The 15,185-nt window shown below is 37.9% G+C and carries 14 protein-coding genes and 2 riboswitches; of the genes, 1 reads left to right on the top strand and 13 read right to left on the bottom strand.

The features are described from left to right. Positions 1-98: 98 nt before the first annotated feature. From IGL80_RS07235 to IGL80_RS07210, 6 genes are all read right to left on the bottom strand, one after another. Positions 99-1,229: a 1-propanol dehydrogenase PduQ gene (locus IGL80_RS07235; protein ID WP_002360248.1), complete on the bottom strand. Its 1,131-nt coding sequence runs from the start codon at positions 1,227-1,229 to the stop codon at positions 99-101. 292 nt (positions 1,230-1,521) lie between these two features. Further along, a riboswitch (adenosylcobalamin (AdoCbl) riboswitch) is annotated at positions 1,522-1,671 on the bottom strand. A 44-nt stretch (positions 1,672-1,715) separates the two neighbouring features. Beyond that, on the bottom strand, positions 1,716-2,297 hold the full coding sequence (locus IGL80_RS07230; protein ID WP_002360247.1) for a cob(I)yrinic acid a,c-diamide adenosyltransferase: 582 nt from the start codon (positions 2,295-2,297) through the stop codon (positions 1,716-1,718). Then, the gene (locus IGL80_RS07225; protein WP_002363995.1) at positions 2,294-2,737 is read right to left on the bottom strand and encodes a EutP/PduV family microcompartment system protein; all 444 of its coding nucleotides are present in this window, start codon (positions 2,735-2,737) and stop codon (positions 2,294-2,296) included. The genes IGL80_RS07230 and IGL80_RS07225 overlap by 4 nt, the downstream gene beginning before the upstream one ends. A gap of 141 nt (positions 2,738-2,878) precedes the next feature. Then, the gene (locus IGL80_RS07220) at positions 2,879-3,646 is read right to left on the bottom strand and encodes an ABC transporter ATP-binding protein (RefSeq protein ID WP_002357498.1); all 768 of its coding nucleotides are present in this window, start codon (positions 3,644-3,646) and stop codon (positions 2,879-2,881) included. Beyond that, entirely contained in the window at positions 3,643-4,650 is a 1,008-nt protein-coding gene (locus tag IGL80_RS07215; protein WP_002360246.1) for a FecCD family ABC transporter permease, read from the bottom strand. Before IGL80_RS07215 ends, IGL80_RS07220 begins: the two co-directional genes overlap by 4 nt. Further along, entirely contained in the window at positions 4,643-5,671 is a 1,029-nt protein-coding gene (locus IGL80_RS07210; RefSeq protein WP_002393386.1) for an ABC transporter substrate-binding protein, read from the bottom strand. The genes IGL80_RS07215 and IGL80_RS07210 overlap by 8 nt, the downstream gene beginning before the upstream one ends. A gap of 118 nt (positions 5,672-5,789) precedes the next feature. Beyond that, positions 5,790-5,949: riboswitch (cobalamin riboswitch) on the bottom strand. 205 nt (positions 5,950-6,154) lie between these two features. Between IGL80_RS07210 and plsY the strand changes: the two genes are divergently transcribed. Next, entirely contained in the window at positions 6,155-6,784 is a 630-nt protein-coding gene (gene plsY / locus IGL80_RS07205; RefSeq protein ID WP_002360243.1) for a glycerol-3-phosphate 1-O-acyltransferase PlsY, read from the top strand. A 41-nt stretch (positions 6,785-6,825) separates the two neighbouring features. Here plsY and IGL80_RS07200 read toward each other — a convergent pair whose 3' ends face one another. The 7 genes from IGL80_RS07200 to topA form a co-directional block, all read right to left on the bottom strand. Beyond that, the gene (locus tag IGL80_RS07200; protein WP_002360241.1) at positions 6,826-7,701 is read right to left on the bottom strand and encodes an aldose 1-epimerase family protein; all 876 of its coding nucleotides are present in this window, start codon (positions 7,699-7,701) and stop codon (positions 6,826-6,828) included. Positions 7,702-7,734: 33 nt separating this feature from the next. Continuing rightward, the gene (gene codY, locus IGL80_RS07195) at positions 7,735-8,517 is read right to left on the bottom strand and encodes a GTP-sensing pleiotropic transcriptional regulator CodY (protein ID WP_002357492.1); all 783 of its coding nucleotides are present in this window, start codon (positions 8,515-8,517) and stop codon (positions 7,735-7,737) included. Between the two features lie 20 nt (positions 8,518-8,537). After that, entirely contained in the window at positions 8,538-9,941 is a 1,404-nt protein-coding gene (gene hslU, locus IGL80_RS07190) for an ATP-dependent protease ATPase subunit HslU (protein WP_085366389.1), read from the bottom strand. 14 nt (positions 9,942-9,955) lie between these two features. Continuing rightward, positions 9,956-10,504 (bottom strand): HslVU peptidase proteolytic subunit, encoded by a 549-nt coding sequence (gene hslV / locus IGL80_RS07185; RefSeq protein ID WP_002357489.1) that lies wholly within the window; start codon positions 10,502-10,504, stop codon positions 9,956-9,958. 28 nt (positions 10,505-10,532) lie between these two features. Beyond that, the gene (gene xerC, locus IGL80_RS07180; RefSeq protein ID WP_002360238.1) at positions 10,533-11,432 is read right to left on the bottom strand and encodes a tyrosine recombinase XerC; all 900 of its coding nucleotides are present in this window, start codon (positions 11,430-11,432) and stop codon (positions 10,533-10,535) included. 211 nt (positions 11,433-11,643) lie between these two features. Then, positions 11,644-12,951 carry an FADH(2)-oxidizing methylenetetrahydrofolate--tRNA-(uracil(54)-C(5))-methyltransferase TrmFO gene (gene trmFO / locus IGL80_RS07175; RefSeq protein WP_002357486.1) on the bottom strand — a complete coding sequence of 436 codons (1,308 nt, stop codon included), beginning with the start codon at positions 12,949-12,951 and terminating at the stop codon, positions 11,644-11,646. Positions 12,952-13,058: 107 nt separating this feature from the next. Continuing rightward, positions 13,059-15,137: a type I DNA topoisomerase gene (gene topA, locus IGL80_RS07170; RefSeq protein ID WP_002357484.1), complete on the bottom strand. Its 2,079-nt coding sequence runs from the start codon at positions 15,135-15,137 to the stop codon at positions 13,059-13,061. Positions 15,138-15,185 lie beyond the last annotated feature (48 nt).

The raw sequence follows: 15,185 nt of genomic DNA, 5'->3' as shown, positions 1-15,185 counted from the left end.
CTTTCGCTTTCTACTAAGGAGCTTCTTTGCTCTTAAATTTTGAAGCACGCCGTTGTGCTACCCACATTATATGTTATCGATTTCATCCTGTCAATCGCTTATAAGATAGAATTTAAAATTTTTGTCACTTCTTCTGTTGTTGGTTGGACAGGATTTGTTTTGGTGCAGCCATCCATCAATGCGCCTTCAGCTATTTTTGGGATTGCAGCTTGGACTTCTTCTTTTGGTAAACCATAATCACTAAAAGTGGCAGGCATGTTTAATTTTTGACGGAGTTGCTTGATTTGTCGAATAAATTGTTGAACACCAATCCGTGCATTGGTTGTCTGTGTATCATTTAGACAATTTGCTAACTGCGCATAACGTTTAGCTGTTGGTTCGTTGGTGACTTTGCCATTCGCTAAGCCACTGTTATATGCAATGACTTCCGGTAAGAGCATCGCATTCATTCGTCCATGTGGCACATGTAAACGCGCACCGGCCGCATGAGCAATACCGTGATTCAAGCCTAACGAAGTAACATTAAACGCCATCCCTGCCATACATGAAGCTAAATGCATATTTTCACGGGCTTGTTGGTTGCTACCCTCATTAAAGGCTATTTCTAAATTGTCGAATACTAGGCGAACGACTTTTTCGCACAACGCATCTGAAATCGAATTTGCTTCTGTTGAAACATAAGCTTCAATAACATGCGTTAAGACGTCCATTCCTGTATCCGCTGTGATTTTTGGTGGCACACTCATCACTAAATTTGTATCTAAAATCGCAATTTCTGGTTGAATTTCATCCGTTACAAGCGGGATTTTGGTGCCAGTTTCAGCAACCGTAATCACTGAAAAATTCGTAACTTCTGAACCAGTTCCACTAGTTGTAGGAACCGCAATAAACTCAGCAATCTGAGTTTGCAAAGTACGTTTGCCAAAAAATTTCATTGCTTTGGCCGCATCAATAGCGGATCCCCCACCTAAAGCTAATATCGTATCTCCTTGAAATGTCGCTAAATGCTTAATTCCCGCAGCAATCTTATCAATTGGTGGATCGGGGATGATATCACTAAAAATTTGCCATTCACTTTTTGTTAAATGCTTTGTCACTTCATTCACAAATCCAGAGTCAACCATGAATGGATCTGTGACAATGAAAACACGTCTATCATGAAGTGTTTCCAAATTGGCTAATGCGCCTTCTCCTACCCATAGTTCGGTAGGGAAATGAATTGTTTTCATCTCAATTCCTCCTTAATAAAATACAAAAAGACACTTCAAACAAACGAAAAATCATCTGTCTGAAGCGTCTTTGCTTCCTTATGTATACGCCATTGTACACGAAACCTTATCCATAGAGTACAACGCCTTTAATTAATTGTCAATAAAAAAAGGGAATATAGCAGTACGTCATTGTACCTGAAATCTCCTTCAACATTGAAAGACCAGCCCAAAATTCCCAAAAGCACTTCCTCGTGCCATTAATTGGATTAATACAAATATCTTGGGCTGGATTTTCAACACAAGCGTTGTTAAGAAACATCCTGTTTTGCCTCGAAACAGCATGCCCAATAATGAAAAAATGAAAAGACCTGACTTAAAAGCAACCTTGCTTCTTCACAGTGGCGGGACCGTGCCAGATTCTCACTGGCTTCCATTCATATTTTTCATAAAATATTCGTTTAATCTATCTGAAATTTACCATAAGTTTTTTAGAAAAGCAACTGTTTACAATCCATCTTCTTTAATTTTATGGAAAACCTTTTCGCTTCGTTCATAAAAAACATCAGGTCGTTGTGCTTGAACATTTAAATAGCGAGCCAACGCATAAAAATAATCTGATAAACGATTGGTAAAAATTAATACCTCTTCGTTAATTTTGGCTGTCCAATTTAAACGAACAATGATGCGTTCTGCGCGCCGTGCAATCGTCCGAGCCACATGAACCATACTGGCTGCTGGGGTTCCGCCAGGTAAAATAAAACGATCAATATCTGGTGATTGTGCAGTGTAGAAATCAATCCGCTGTTCTAGCCAATGCACACTTTCCTTTTGTAATTTAAATGGTCGTTGTGCTTCAATCGGTGTTGACAAATCTGTTCCCGCATCAAAAAGTAAATGTTGTAAAGCTTCTAGTTCTTCTTTAATTTCTTGATTTTCTTGTGGAAGTTGGCTGATAATATAGCCGACCCAAGAATTCAATTCATCAATCGTTCCATAACTTTCAACTCGATCAGAATCCTTAGCGACGGTTGAGCTGCCGACTAATTTCGTCATTCCCTTATCGCCAGTTTTTGTATAAATTTTCATTCTGCTTCATCCTCCTCTAAATAATCTACTAATTCTTGCAAGCCAATTTTTTCAACAGAAGAAATTTCAAAAATTCTTGTTGCACCCGCACTTTTTAATTGTTGCCGAACAATCTCTAACTGCTGAGAATCTTGTGCTAAATCAATCTTGGTTAAAATACCAATGATTTCTTTCGGGAAAATACTACCAAATCCTGGTGAAAAAACTTGTTGTGTTTCTACAGCACTTTGAACCAAACCAATCACATCTGCTTCTGCCGCTGTGACGTTTAACGCATTATAATATTGTCGATGCAAAATAAACTCGCCCGGTGTATCAATCATTTCTGTATGAAATTCCACCGCCTGTGTTTTATCATAAATTAATTCTTTGCCTTGCAGAGCTTGACATAACGTGGTTTTGCCACAACCGATAGCTCCCATTAAAATGATTCGTTTCATCGCTACCTCCATAAAAAAGGAGCCCAAAGCAAGTACCATCACGTACTTAGTCTTGGGCTCCTTTGCCGATTTGTTAAAACACGCCATTGTGTTTCTGATTCTTTGCCTTTATCTTACCTGTTTCCAAAAAACTTGTCAAAATTATTGAATAGTTTCCCAAACTTTATGTTGTTTCTGAAAATAGGAGACAATATCTGTTTCAAAAATTGTTTGTAAAAATTCTTTGGAAGCCAACGTTTGAAAATCACCTTGCGCGGCCACTTTCCCTTGCTTCATAAACACAATTTTTTCACTTAGCGTTAACGCTAAACGGATATCATGAAACACCCCGATTAACGTTTTCCCTTCTTGCGCACTCCACTCATTTAACTGCTGAATCAATTCTTGTTGATACCGAATATCCAAATGATTATTGGGTTCATCCAATAAAATAATTTCTGGATCTTGTACAAATAATTTAGCCAAAAATACTCGTTGTTGTTGTCCTCCTGAAAGCTGATTGACAACTTTATCTTTTAAAGGCAATAAACCCGTGCGTTCTAAATAATAAAGGACTCGTTCTTTTTCTTGTTTAGAAACAATAGGTAAAAAACGTTGTGCTTGTTGTCGATACGCCCCCATCAAAACTGTTTCGTAAACCGTATAATCAAAAGCAACTGTCGTGAATTGACTCATCATCGCTACTTTCGTTGCCAATTCCTTCCGCTTTTGTCCATGAACTTCTTGACCATCAATTAAAACAGAACCACTATAAGGGACAAGTCCGGCAATCGTTTTTAAAAGTGTCGTTTTACCGCAACCATTTGGACCTAAAATACAAGTTTTACTACCTGTCGGAAAAACGAGGGAAATATCTTTTAAAATGGGGGTTTGTTGGAGCGTTACAGCTGTTTTTTTTAATTCAATCATGCAGCAACGCCCCTTTTTTTAAAGTAAATATACAAGAAGAATGGCGCTCCAATCAAGGCTGTTACGGCCCCGATGGGAATTTCTCTTGGTGATAAAATCGTGCGGGCAATTGTGTCCCCTAGTACCATGATGGTCCCACCTAAGATTGCTGAACCGGGAATCAGCCAGCGATGAGTCGCCCCTAAATAGCGACGGACAATATGTGGTGCTATTAAATCAACAAAACCAATCACACCGACAAATGAAACCGCACTTCCTGCCAATAAACTAGCCAAAAGAATAATGCGTAGTTTTGCTGTTTTGACTTCTACTCCCGCTAACATCGCATGTTCTTCTCCTAAACCGAGAACATCCAATGCGTTGGCATCAAACCAAAGAAACAGACTGCTGACAAGCAAGATTGGACAATAAATAGCAATTTTTTGCCAATTACTGCCAGAAAAACTACCCATTTGCCAAAAGACTAATTGTTTCAAATAATCTTGGAAAAGTGCTGTAATCAACGTCAAAATAGCACCGACAAACAAGGTCATAATCATTCCCACTAAAACAACTGTTTGATTGGACATTTGACTATCCATTGTTTGCGTAAATAACAAAACTAAAAAGACCGTTGCTAAGCCAAAGATAAAACCAGTTAAAGGCAATAAAAATGCCCCTAAGATCGAAGCAGTTACTCCAGTTACCATGATTAACGCAGCGCCTAAGGATGCTCCCGCTGATACGCCCAAAGTATACGAAGAAGCTAAAGGATTACCTAAGAGCGATTGCATCACCGTGCCACTTACTGCTAAGCCTGCGCCCACGAGATAGGCCATCACGACACGCGGTAACCGAACATTCCAGATGATTCCCTCTAAAATCCCGTCTTCTGAAACCGTCTTTTTCACTAAAATTTGAAGCAAATCCGTTAACGAAATCTGAACACTTCCAATTTTAATACCCAAAAAGAGCATGCTCATACTGATCAAGAGCATCAGTATGAGACACGTTTTTTTACTCATCTTTTAAATCCTTGTATTCCTCTGGATAAACAGCTTTTGCCATTTGTTTTAATGCTTTGGTAATGTGGTTATTTGGTAAAGAGCTAGACATGTTATCAATTTCGAAAACTTCTTTGTTTTGAACTGCAGGAACGTTTTCCCAGTTTTTACGAGCTAAAATTTCTTTGGCGGGATCTTTCATATAGTTAACATTGGTTAAAATGACTTCTGGTTTTGCAGCAATGGCCGCTTCTTCTGTCACTGGTAACCAGCCTTTTTCATTTGCCAAAACATTTTTTGCCCCAATTGTTTCAATCATTTCATTTAAAAATGTCCCATTACCAAAACTATAAATGTCTGGTAAGGCAGCCACTTCAAACAAAACAGTTTTTGGTTTTTTAATAGTTTTCCCAATTTTGGCTACTTCGTCGATTTCTTGATCCATTGTTTGGATTAACTTTTGTCCTTTTTCATGTTCAGATAAGCTATCCGCGATGAATTGGACGTCTTCTTTGATTGCTTTGATGCTTGTACTAGTGGGGATATTAACGACTGTAATTCCAGCATCTTCCACTTGTTTCCAAACACTTTCTGAGCTAGCTAAATTGATGTCATTCACATAAACAATTTGTGGTTTCAAGGCAATCAATTTTTCGGCATCGACAGCCATCATATCCATTTGTGGTAATTTTTTTAAATCAGTCATCATTGTACTACTTTGAGTATCAACTGCGATTAATTGGTCGGTTTTACCTAAGTCTTCAATCACTTCTGTTGTTGATGGTACTAGGGAAATAATTTTGGTTGCTTCTTTGGGTAAAGTAATTTCTTTGCCGCTACGGTCTTTGGTTGGTAACGTTACTTCTGTTTTTTCAGAAGAGGTAGTTGCTTTCTTTTCCTGTTTGCCACACCCTGCTAAGCCAAGTGTTGCTACTAAACCTAAAGTCATCATTGTTAAAGTAAATTTTTTCATTTTTTCATCCTCGCATTCGTCTATTTTATTTTGGGGAAAATTTTCTGAAATGAACCTCCTTTGTCTCAACGTCAAAACAATACAAAAAAACCACTTTTTTCTCCAATAGAAAAAAAGCAGTCACTTAACTATGCTAATGATATACTCAGCCAGTTATCTTCAAAGCCCCTTCTTTTTCCTACAAAAGAATGATTAGACTTATCAAGCCGGTATCCTGACTTAGCTTCTTCTTACTCCCAATCCTTCCAGAATAATCTGTGGTCTTATTGGTTTCATCCACCATACAGTAGGTAGGTCTGTAGAGGATTCGCACCTCTTTCCCTGACACTTCATAAGTACATATATATTGTATCTTCGTTGATAACTAATTTTCAAACCAGTGATTAGACGTCTTTGTCTAATGACACACATTTATTATAACGGTTATCAACCATTTGTCAACGCTTCCTCAAGCAAAAGAAAAACTTTTCTTGTTTTAGTTATTAGACGTTGTTCCGTTTTTCTATTCATGATAAAATAAATCCTAGTTTGAATAAGAAAGAGGTTAACTTGATGAAAATCGTCATTTTGTTACTTGTTGCCTATTTATTAGGTTCGATTCCCTCAGGTGTTTGGATTGGTAAACTTTTCTTTAAAAAAGATATACGCCAATTTGGGAGTGGGAATACAGGAACAACCAATACATTTCGTGTCTTAGGGAAACCTGCCGGAATTACGGTATTATTAATGGATATCTTGAAAGGAACGTTAGCCACTTCATTACCCTATTTGTTTGGTTTACAAGGCGTGAATCCGCTCTTCTTTGGGGTAGCAGCTGTTTTAGGGCATACCTTCCCTATTTTTGCCAATTTCAAAGGTGGTAAAGCCGTAGCCACTAGCGCTGGCATGTTATTAGCATACAGCCCCACATTTTTTATTTATTCTGCTCTTATTTTTGTGATTTGTCTGTATCTAACCAGTATGGTGAGTTTAACAAGTATGATTAGCGCTGTACTAATTACACTTTCTACTATTATTTTGCCTTTCACTGTCCCAGCTATTTTACCAACATTTAACTGGTTATTAACCGTGATTGCGATTGCTTTGACTACTTTTATCTTTGTCCGTCATCGTGAAAACATTCAGCGAATTAAAAATGGAACAGAAAGTCGCCTTTCTTTTGGCTTACGTGCAAAAAAATAAAGAAAAAGGCTGTGAACAAATAATGTTCACAGCCTTTTTCTTTATTTTACACTAATCATATACTGTGTTTTAAATAGTTCGTTAGCTGGTAACTTATTGATGCCAAATTTTTCAGCGAGTTGGCCAGTTGCGTCGGCAGCATCAGCAATCCCGCACCAAGGTTCGATACAGACAAAAGGCGCTTCTTTCGGTGTCGGTGACCAAATCCCCACAAAAGGCATTTCTGGATAACTCAAAGTGACTTGATGGTCACTTTCGTCTGTGGCAATCGTAATTGCTGTTTGACCTTTTGTTTCAAAAATCATTGCATCATTTTCAAATAATTGATGCGTTAAGTCAAAGCTGGTATTCGTTTGGGCTAGCGTTTTATTCGCTAAATCAATAAACGGGCCTGCTAAGGGAATCTGTGTCCGTGATTTTTTAGGTGAAAAACTTAGATAATAATCTTCAAACGTTAGTGAAGATTCTAAAGGTACATTAAAGGCTGGATGACCACCAATCCCAAAATACATCTCTTCTTTCCCTGTGTTTTCTACTTGGTAGTTTACAGTCAATTCTTGATGTTCTAATGTATAAGTAATCACTAGTTCAAAATCAAAAGGATACTTCTTCTTGGTTTCTTTTGTTGATTTTAGTGAAAAAGAAACTTCTTCTCCACCTTTTTCAATCACATCAAATACTTGATCACGAGCAAAACCATGTTGAGTTAAATGATACGCTTGATTTTGGTACATATACGTATCTTCTTTTAGACGACCGACAATCGGAAAAAGTACGGGCGCATGGCGGGCCCAAAATTCAGGATTTCCTTGCCAAATATATTCAATGCCGGTTTCTTTTGATTGTAAACTTACTAATTCTGCTCCTTCTTCAGCAAATGTTGCGATTAGAAATTCATTTTCAATTTGTACAGTCATTGCGTTGTCCTCCTAGTTGATACGAGCAATTGCTTATTTTTCCAACTCTTTAATAAATTGTTGATTTAACACTTTTAAATAAGTCCCTTTCATACCAAGAGAACGTGATTCAATAATTCCAGCTGATTCTAATTTTCTTAAGGCATTCACAATTACGGAACGAGTAATGCCTATTTCATCTGCAATACTTGAAGCAGTTAAACGACCTTCTTCGCCATCTAAGGCTTCAAAAATGGCATGGACGGCTTTTAATTCACTATAGGAAAGAGTGTTGATGGCCATTTGCACGGCAGTCGCACTGCGAACTTCTGCTTCAATTGTTCTGGATTGATGATACAAAATTTGCATGCCGACAACGGTCGCACTATATTCAGCTAACACTAAATCATCCTCGTTAAAGGATTTTTCAACACGCGCTAAAATAATCGTACCCAAGCGTTTGCCAGCACCGTACAAAGGCACAATAGTGGTTAACCCAAACGGATACAGCTCTCGTGATTCAAAAGGAAATGCAGTTAAATCACTATCTATTGGAATATTTGCTTCGGTTACTTTGAGCATATCCACGGCCTCGGTGTATCCTTGAGGAAATTTTTTCTCTTTAAACATATTTTTGATACGGGCATTATTAACATCTAATTTTTCAGTATACCCCAACAAATCCCCTGAACTGCTAATAATATACGCATTACTTTCTAAAATATCCCCTAAAATCATTGCCATTTTGTTGTACGGAAGTTCTGCTTGTACGTCAAACAGATTGTTTTTTTGCAAAAGCTCGTTCACTTGACGTGTTTTTTCTAATAATGTAGCCATCTTTTCTCCTCCAGCCTTTTTTATAAGATGAAACGACTTAAATCTTCATTTTGAACAATGTCATTCAATTTTTCATTGACATATGCTTCGGTAATCGTAATTTCACCCATTTGCATATCTGGTGCTTCATATAATAAATCTTCTAATAAACGCTCTAAAATTGTGTGTAAACGACGCGCCCCAATATTATCTGTATCACGGTTTACATCATAAGCGATGTGTGCTAACCGTTCAATTGCTTCTTTGGTAAAGATGACTGAAACATTTTCTGTGCCGATTAATGCTACATATTGTTTAATTAAAGCATTGTTTGGCTCAGTTAAGATACTTACGAAGTCATCCGCCGTTAAATCATCTAATTCAACTCGAATTGGGAAGCGGCCTTGTAATTCTGGAATCAAGTCACTTGGTTTTGACAAGTGGAAAGCACCTGAAGCGATAAATAAAATGTGATCCGTTTGTAAAGGACCATACTTCGTGTTAACTTGAGAGCCTTCAACAATCGGCAAAATGTCTCTTTGTACTCCTTCACGAGAGACTTCGCCCGAATTTTGTTGGCTTTTAGAGGTGATTTTATCAATCTCATCGATAAAAATAATTCCGCTTGATTCAGCTAAACGAATAGCTTCACTATGGATATCAGCGTCATTGACAATTTTTGCTGATTCTTCTTTCACTAATAATTCTTGTGCTTCTTTCACCGTTACAGTACGTTCGATTTTTTTCTTTGGTGACAGAGCGCCTAACGTTTCATTTAAGTCGATACCCATTTGTTCTAGGCCATTGTTCATAGCTGGCATCGTTTTCTTCGGTTCTTCAATTTCAATTGTTACTTCACGATTATCTAATAGACCTTTTTCCAGCTGTTCCAAAATTGTTCGGCGATTCGTTCGAATATCTTCCGTTACTTCTTCTTGTGCTTCTTGCTGTTGCTGAGCCATGTTAAACATGTTCATCATTTGTTCAAATTGATTACCGCCAGCCTGTTTTTGTTCTTTTTTAATTCCAGGCACTAATACTTTGACTAAACGTTGATTGGCCTTTTTTAACGCTTGCGCATACACGCGACTGTATTGTTGTTTTTCAACAATTTGGATCGCATTTTCTACTAAATCCCGAACCATTGATTCGACATCCCGACCGACATAGCCTACTTCTGTAAATTTGGTTGCTTCAACTTTTACAAAAGGCGCATTGACAATTTTTGCGAGACGACGAGCAATCTCAGTTTTACCAACACCTGTTGGTCCAATCATTAGTAAGTTTTTAGGCGTAATATCTTGTTGCATATTTTCTTCTAATTGCAAGCGACGATAGCGGTTACGTAAAGCTACCGCCACTGATTTTTTGGCAGCTTGCTGTCCAACAATATATTGATCTAGTTCTTTGACTATTTCTTTTGGTGTTTTGTTTAATTCATTCATGGATTTCCCCTCGCTTATAATTCTTCTACAATGATATTATGATTCGTAAATACACAGATATCTGCAGCAATATTTAAGGCATTTTTAGCAATCTCTTTCGCTGGCATTTCTTTATCACCAAAGTTTTTCATGGCTCTTGCAGCGGACAAAGCAAAATTACCGCCAGAACCAATTGCTAAAATACCATCGTCTGGTGTAATGACTTCCCCAGTTCCTGAAACTAAGAGCATTTCTTCCTTATTCATCACAATCAGCATAGCTTCTAATTTTTGCATAGACTGTTGTGTTCGCCACTCTTGGGCTAACTCAACCGCAGCTCTCGTTAAGTTTCCGTTGTATTCATTTAATTTTCCTTCAAACTTTTCTTCTAATGTAAAGGCATCTGCCACACTTCCTGCAAAACCGACAACGACTTCATCATTGTAAATACGGCGCACTTTTTTGGCCGTACCTTTCATAACGACAGATTCGCCCATTGTTACTTGGCCGTCACCAGCCATTGCAAATTTTCCATCTTTTTCGACTGCACAAATTGTTGTAGAGTGAAATTGTGATTCAACCATTATTGTTCCTCCTAGACGTTTACCTCCATTATGCACGAGGATGAAACGTTCGATAATTTTTTTGTAAACTTTCTTTTGTCACATGCGCATATATCTGAGTTGTGGATAAATTAGCATGTCCTAATAATTCTTGAACTGTCCGCATATCGGCGCCATTATTTAATAAGTGTGTCGCAAATGTATGGCGTAACATGTGGGGATGAATTTCCGCATTTAATGAACTTTTTTTAATTAGTTGGTTTAAGACATATTCAATCCCTGTTGGCGTGATTTGTTCACCATGATGATTAACAAAGACATACGGATGTTTTTTTTGATATTTTGTCATTAATAGCGCGCGGCCATTCTCTAAGTAATCCTTTAAGGCGTCTTGTGCAAATGAACCAAAAGGCACATAACGGTCTTTATTTCCTTTTCCGTGAACCAATAAAACAGAAGCTTGAAAGTCAACTGCGTCCACCGTTAAGTTCGCACATTCACTGACCCGAATGCCAGTCCCATACAGAACTTCTAGCAACGCTTGATTTCTCAAATCAAGCGGGTGCTCCCCTTGTGCGCTCTCAAATAATGCATCCATTTCTTTTTCATAAAAAAAACGGGGCAACCGTAACTGTTTCTTTTTCATATGAACATAGGAAAAAGGATTCTCTTGGATTGCTTCATTTTTTAATAAGAATTGATAAAAAGAACGCAAACTGGCAATTTTTCGACTAATCGAATTGCGGCTATATTCCTGATCGTATAATTCGCTCAAATAAGCCCGAACATCCAAATGTTCCACAGTCAAATAATTGTCATTACCTGAAGTCTTTAAAAACGAAAAAAAATGTTGTATATCTTCTTGATATGCTTTTTTTGTTTTTTCTGAATAGCCTCTTTCGACAATAAGATAACGAGCAAATAACTCAGGCCAATTCTTTTCTTCCATGTGATAGCCCTCCTCATTCGATTACAAAGTAACTTTAGCATAACCTTTTTCAAAAGACAATTAAGTTGTCAGAATTTAATCAATATTTCTAAATATGTTCACAATTTTAACTATTCTTTAGCTTTTGTTATTTTTTTCTAAAAATTAAAAGACTGAGTATCATCGCATTTCTTAGCAATGATGCTCGGTCTTTTCTCATATTTTTTCTAATTTAGTCTAAAGATTGGATAACTTGAGCTTGGACATCTAAGGCCCGATTAGCAATTGCTTCATAGCGTTCTTTTTTGTCACGAATTCGTTCAGGTAACTCTGGGAAAAGCCCAAAGTTTGCATTCATTGGTTGGAAATGTTTGCCTTCTGCATGTGTAATATAATAAGCCATACTTCCTAAAGTCGTTTCGCGAGGGAATTCAATCGGCTCTTCCCCTTTGGCAAGACGAGCTGCGTTAATACCTGCGAGTAAACCACTTGCCGCGCTTTCAACATATCCTTCAACACCAGTCATTTGTCCAGCAAAAAACAGGTCGTCACGTTTTTTTGATTGGTAGGTTGGTTTTAGCAACTCTGGAGAATTCATAAAACTATTACGATGCATGACGCCATAGCGAACAAATTCAGCATTTTCTAATCCCGGAATCATACGGAATACTCGTTTTTGTTCGCCCCATTTTAAATGCGTTTGGAAACCAACAATATTGTATAAAGAAGCTGCAGCATTGTCTTGACGTAATTGAATTACAGCATAAGGGCGTTTACCTGTTTTAGGGTCTTCTAGTCCGACAGGTTTCATTGGGCCAAACAACATGGTTTTAATGCCACGTTGCGCCATTACTTCGATGGGCATACAGCCTTCGAAAAACTTCTCTTTTTCAAACGTGCGTAAAGGAACCACTTCTGCATTGACTAGTGCTTCATGAAAAGCATTGAACTCTTCTTCAGTCATCGGACAGTTTAAGTAAGCCGCTTCCCCCTTGTTATAACGAGATTTTAAATAAACTTTATCCATGTCAATTGTTGATTTATCAATAATTGGTGCTGCTGCATCGTAAAAATAAAAGCCTTCAGAACCATTAAATTCTTGAATTTTTTGAGATAAGCTTTCAGAGGTTAAGGGCCCCGTTGCAATAATTACAATCCCTTCCGGAATATCGGTGATCTCTTCATTTTTGATTGTAATTAATGGATGACTTTTAATTTTTTCAGTGATTGTTTCAGAAAAAGAATCACGGTCAACTGCTAAGGCGCCGCCAGCTGGTACGGCGGTTTGATCTGCACTACCAATAATGATTGAATTTAAACGGCGCATTTCTTCTTTCAAAACACCTACCGCATTGGTTAAACTATTTCCACGTAATGAATTAGAACAAACTAACTCTGCAAAATTTTCTGTTTGATGCGCTGGTGTCTTTTTGACAGGGCGCATTTCATATAAATCAACTGGTACGCCAGCATTGGCCACTTGCCATGCCGCTTCACTTCCGGCTAAACCGGCACCAATAATTGTGACTTTTTTTGTCATGTATAAAAATTCCTTTCTATGTCAAGAAGTTAAGAGCTGTCTCTTACAAACTCAATTCATTTTACTAAAAGAGAAGACCGAAGTAAATTCTTCGGTCTCAATTTTTCTTATTTTTGGACGTTTTCTTCATAATCGCCATTGATACAAACGACTTGTTTGCCGCCTTTAACTTTTTTCTCTACTAAATATTGCCCACATTTTGGACATGGTCGGCCTACTGGTTTGTCCCAAGAAGTGAAGTCACACTCTGGGTACCGACTACAGCCATAGAAAATCCGATTTTTCTTTGATTTGCGTTCGATAACTTGTCCTTCGTGACACACAGGACACGTCACGCCAATTTCTTTAACGATCGCTTTTGTATTCCGACAATCTGGGAAATTACTACATGCATAAAATTTCCCGTAGCGACCCAGTTTAATCACCATTGGATGTCCACATAGTTCGCAGTCAAAACCTGCTGGTTCATCTTTAATTTGGATTTTTTCAATCTTTTCTTCGGCATTTGTTAATTCTTTTTCGAAGGGCTTGTAGAAGCGATCGACAACTTCAACCCATTTTTCTTGGCCTTCACCGACTTTATCTAGGTCCGTTTCCATTGTCGCTGTAAAATGTGTATCGACAATTTGTGGGAAAAACTCTGAAACTAGAGAATTCACAATTTCACCTAATTCCGTTGGTTCAAACCGTTTATTGGTTAGCTTCACGTAATAACGCCGTTGAATGGTTTCTAATGTTGGCGCATATGTTGATGGTCGGCCCACACCATTTTCTTCTAAAGTCCGGATTAACGTGGCTTCACTAAAACGAGCCGGTGGTTGAGTAAAGTGTTGTTTCGGTTCGATATCAACCGATTTAACAACGTCACCTTCCACTAATTCAGGTAAAATATTTTCCTTGTCTTCTTTACCATCATCGCGTCCTTCAACATATACTTGCATAAACCCTTTAAATTTCACTTTGGAGCCATTGGCAATAAACGTTACGCCGTTTTGTTGAAGCGTGACCTTCATGGTATCTAAAATCGCTGGTGTCATTTGACTAGCAACAAAGCGCGACCAAATAAGAGTATATAATTTTAATTGATCTTTATCTAAATACTTCTTCATTTCATCGGGTGTTCTTAAAACGCTTGACGGACGAACCGCTTCATGGGCATCTTGTGCACCTTGCGTATTTTTTGCTTTGCGGCCGCCATGTGCTGAGAACTCATCTCCGTAGGTCTTTTCAATGAATTCAGCAGCTTCTGCTTTGGCGGAATCAGCAATTCTGGTTGAGTCTGTACGCATGTAGGTAATCAGCCCCACAGTGCCTTGTTTCCCTAAAGCAATTCCCTCATACAATTGTTGCGCAACCATCATGGTTTTACGGGTACGGAAATTTAATTTACGTGCCGCTTCTTGTTGTAAACTACTGGTTGTAAAAGGTAATGCAGGATTACGTTTCCGTTCTTTTTTCTCAACTTTTGTAACATCGTAATCTTTACCGTCAATTCGAGAAGTGATTTCTTTCACCGCTTCTGCATTTGGTAATTTTTTCTTTTTACCATCTACGCCCCAGAAATTTGCTTTGAATTTCTTGCGACCTTTTTGGAAATTCCCATCAATGCTCCAATATTCTTCAGGTTTAAATTCTCGAATTTCATTTTCTCGATCAATAATCATTTTTAAAGCAACAGATTGCACACGACCAGCACTCAAACCTTTTTTGACTTTACGCCATAAAATAGGACTAATCGAGTATCCAACTAAACGGTCTAAAATGCGCCGTGCTTGTTGTGCATCAACTAAATCAACGTTGATGGTTCTAGGTTCTTTAAATGCCGCTTTTACCGCTTCTTTAGTGATCTCATTGAATACCACACGGTTTTTATCTTTTAAATCAAGGCCAAGAAGATAAGCTAAATGCCAAGCAATTGCTTCACCTTCTCGGTCCGGATCGGCTGCGAGATAGACTTTTTCAGCTTTTTTTGCAGCCGCTTTTAAACTTTTGATGACATCGCCTTTTCCGCGAATCGAAATATAATGAGGTTCATAATTATTTTCAATATCAATCCCCATTTTACTTTTTGGTAAATCGCGAATGTGACCAACACTGGCAACCACCTTGTAGTTTCTTCCTAGATATTTTTCAATTGTTTTGGCTTTGGCAGGTGATTCTACAATCACGAGATACTTATAGGCCATTCAATTAGCTCCTTTCGCGTTCGCTTTCCTACTATATAATATATGTAA

The organism is Enterococcus sp. DIV2467a, assembly GCF_050532945.1.
GTDB classification, from domain to species: Bacteria; Bacillota; Bacilli; order Lactobacillales; family Enterococcaceae; genus Enterococcus; species Enterococcus faecalis.
Note: the sequence above shows the minus strand (reverse complement) of the source record. Positions and strands in the feature narration are given on the sequence as shown.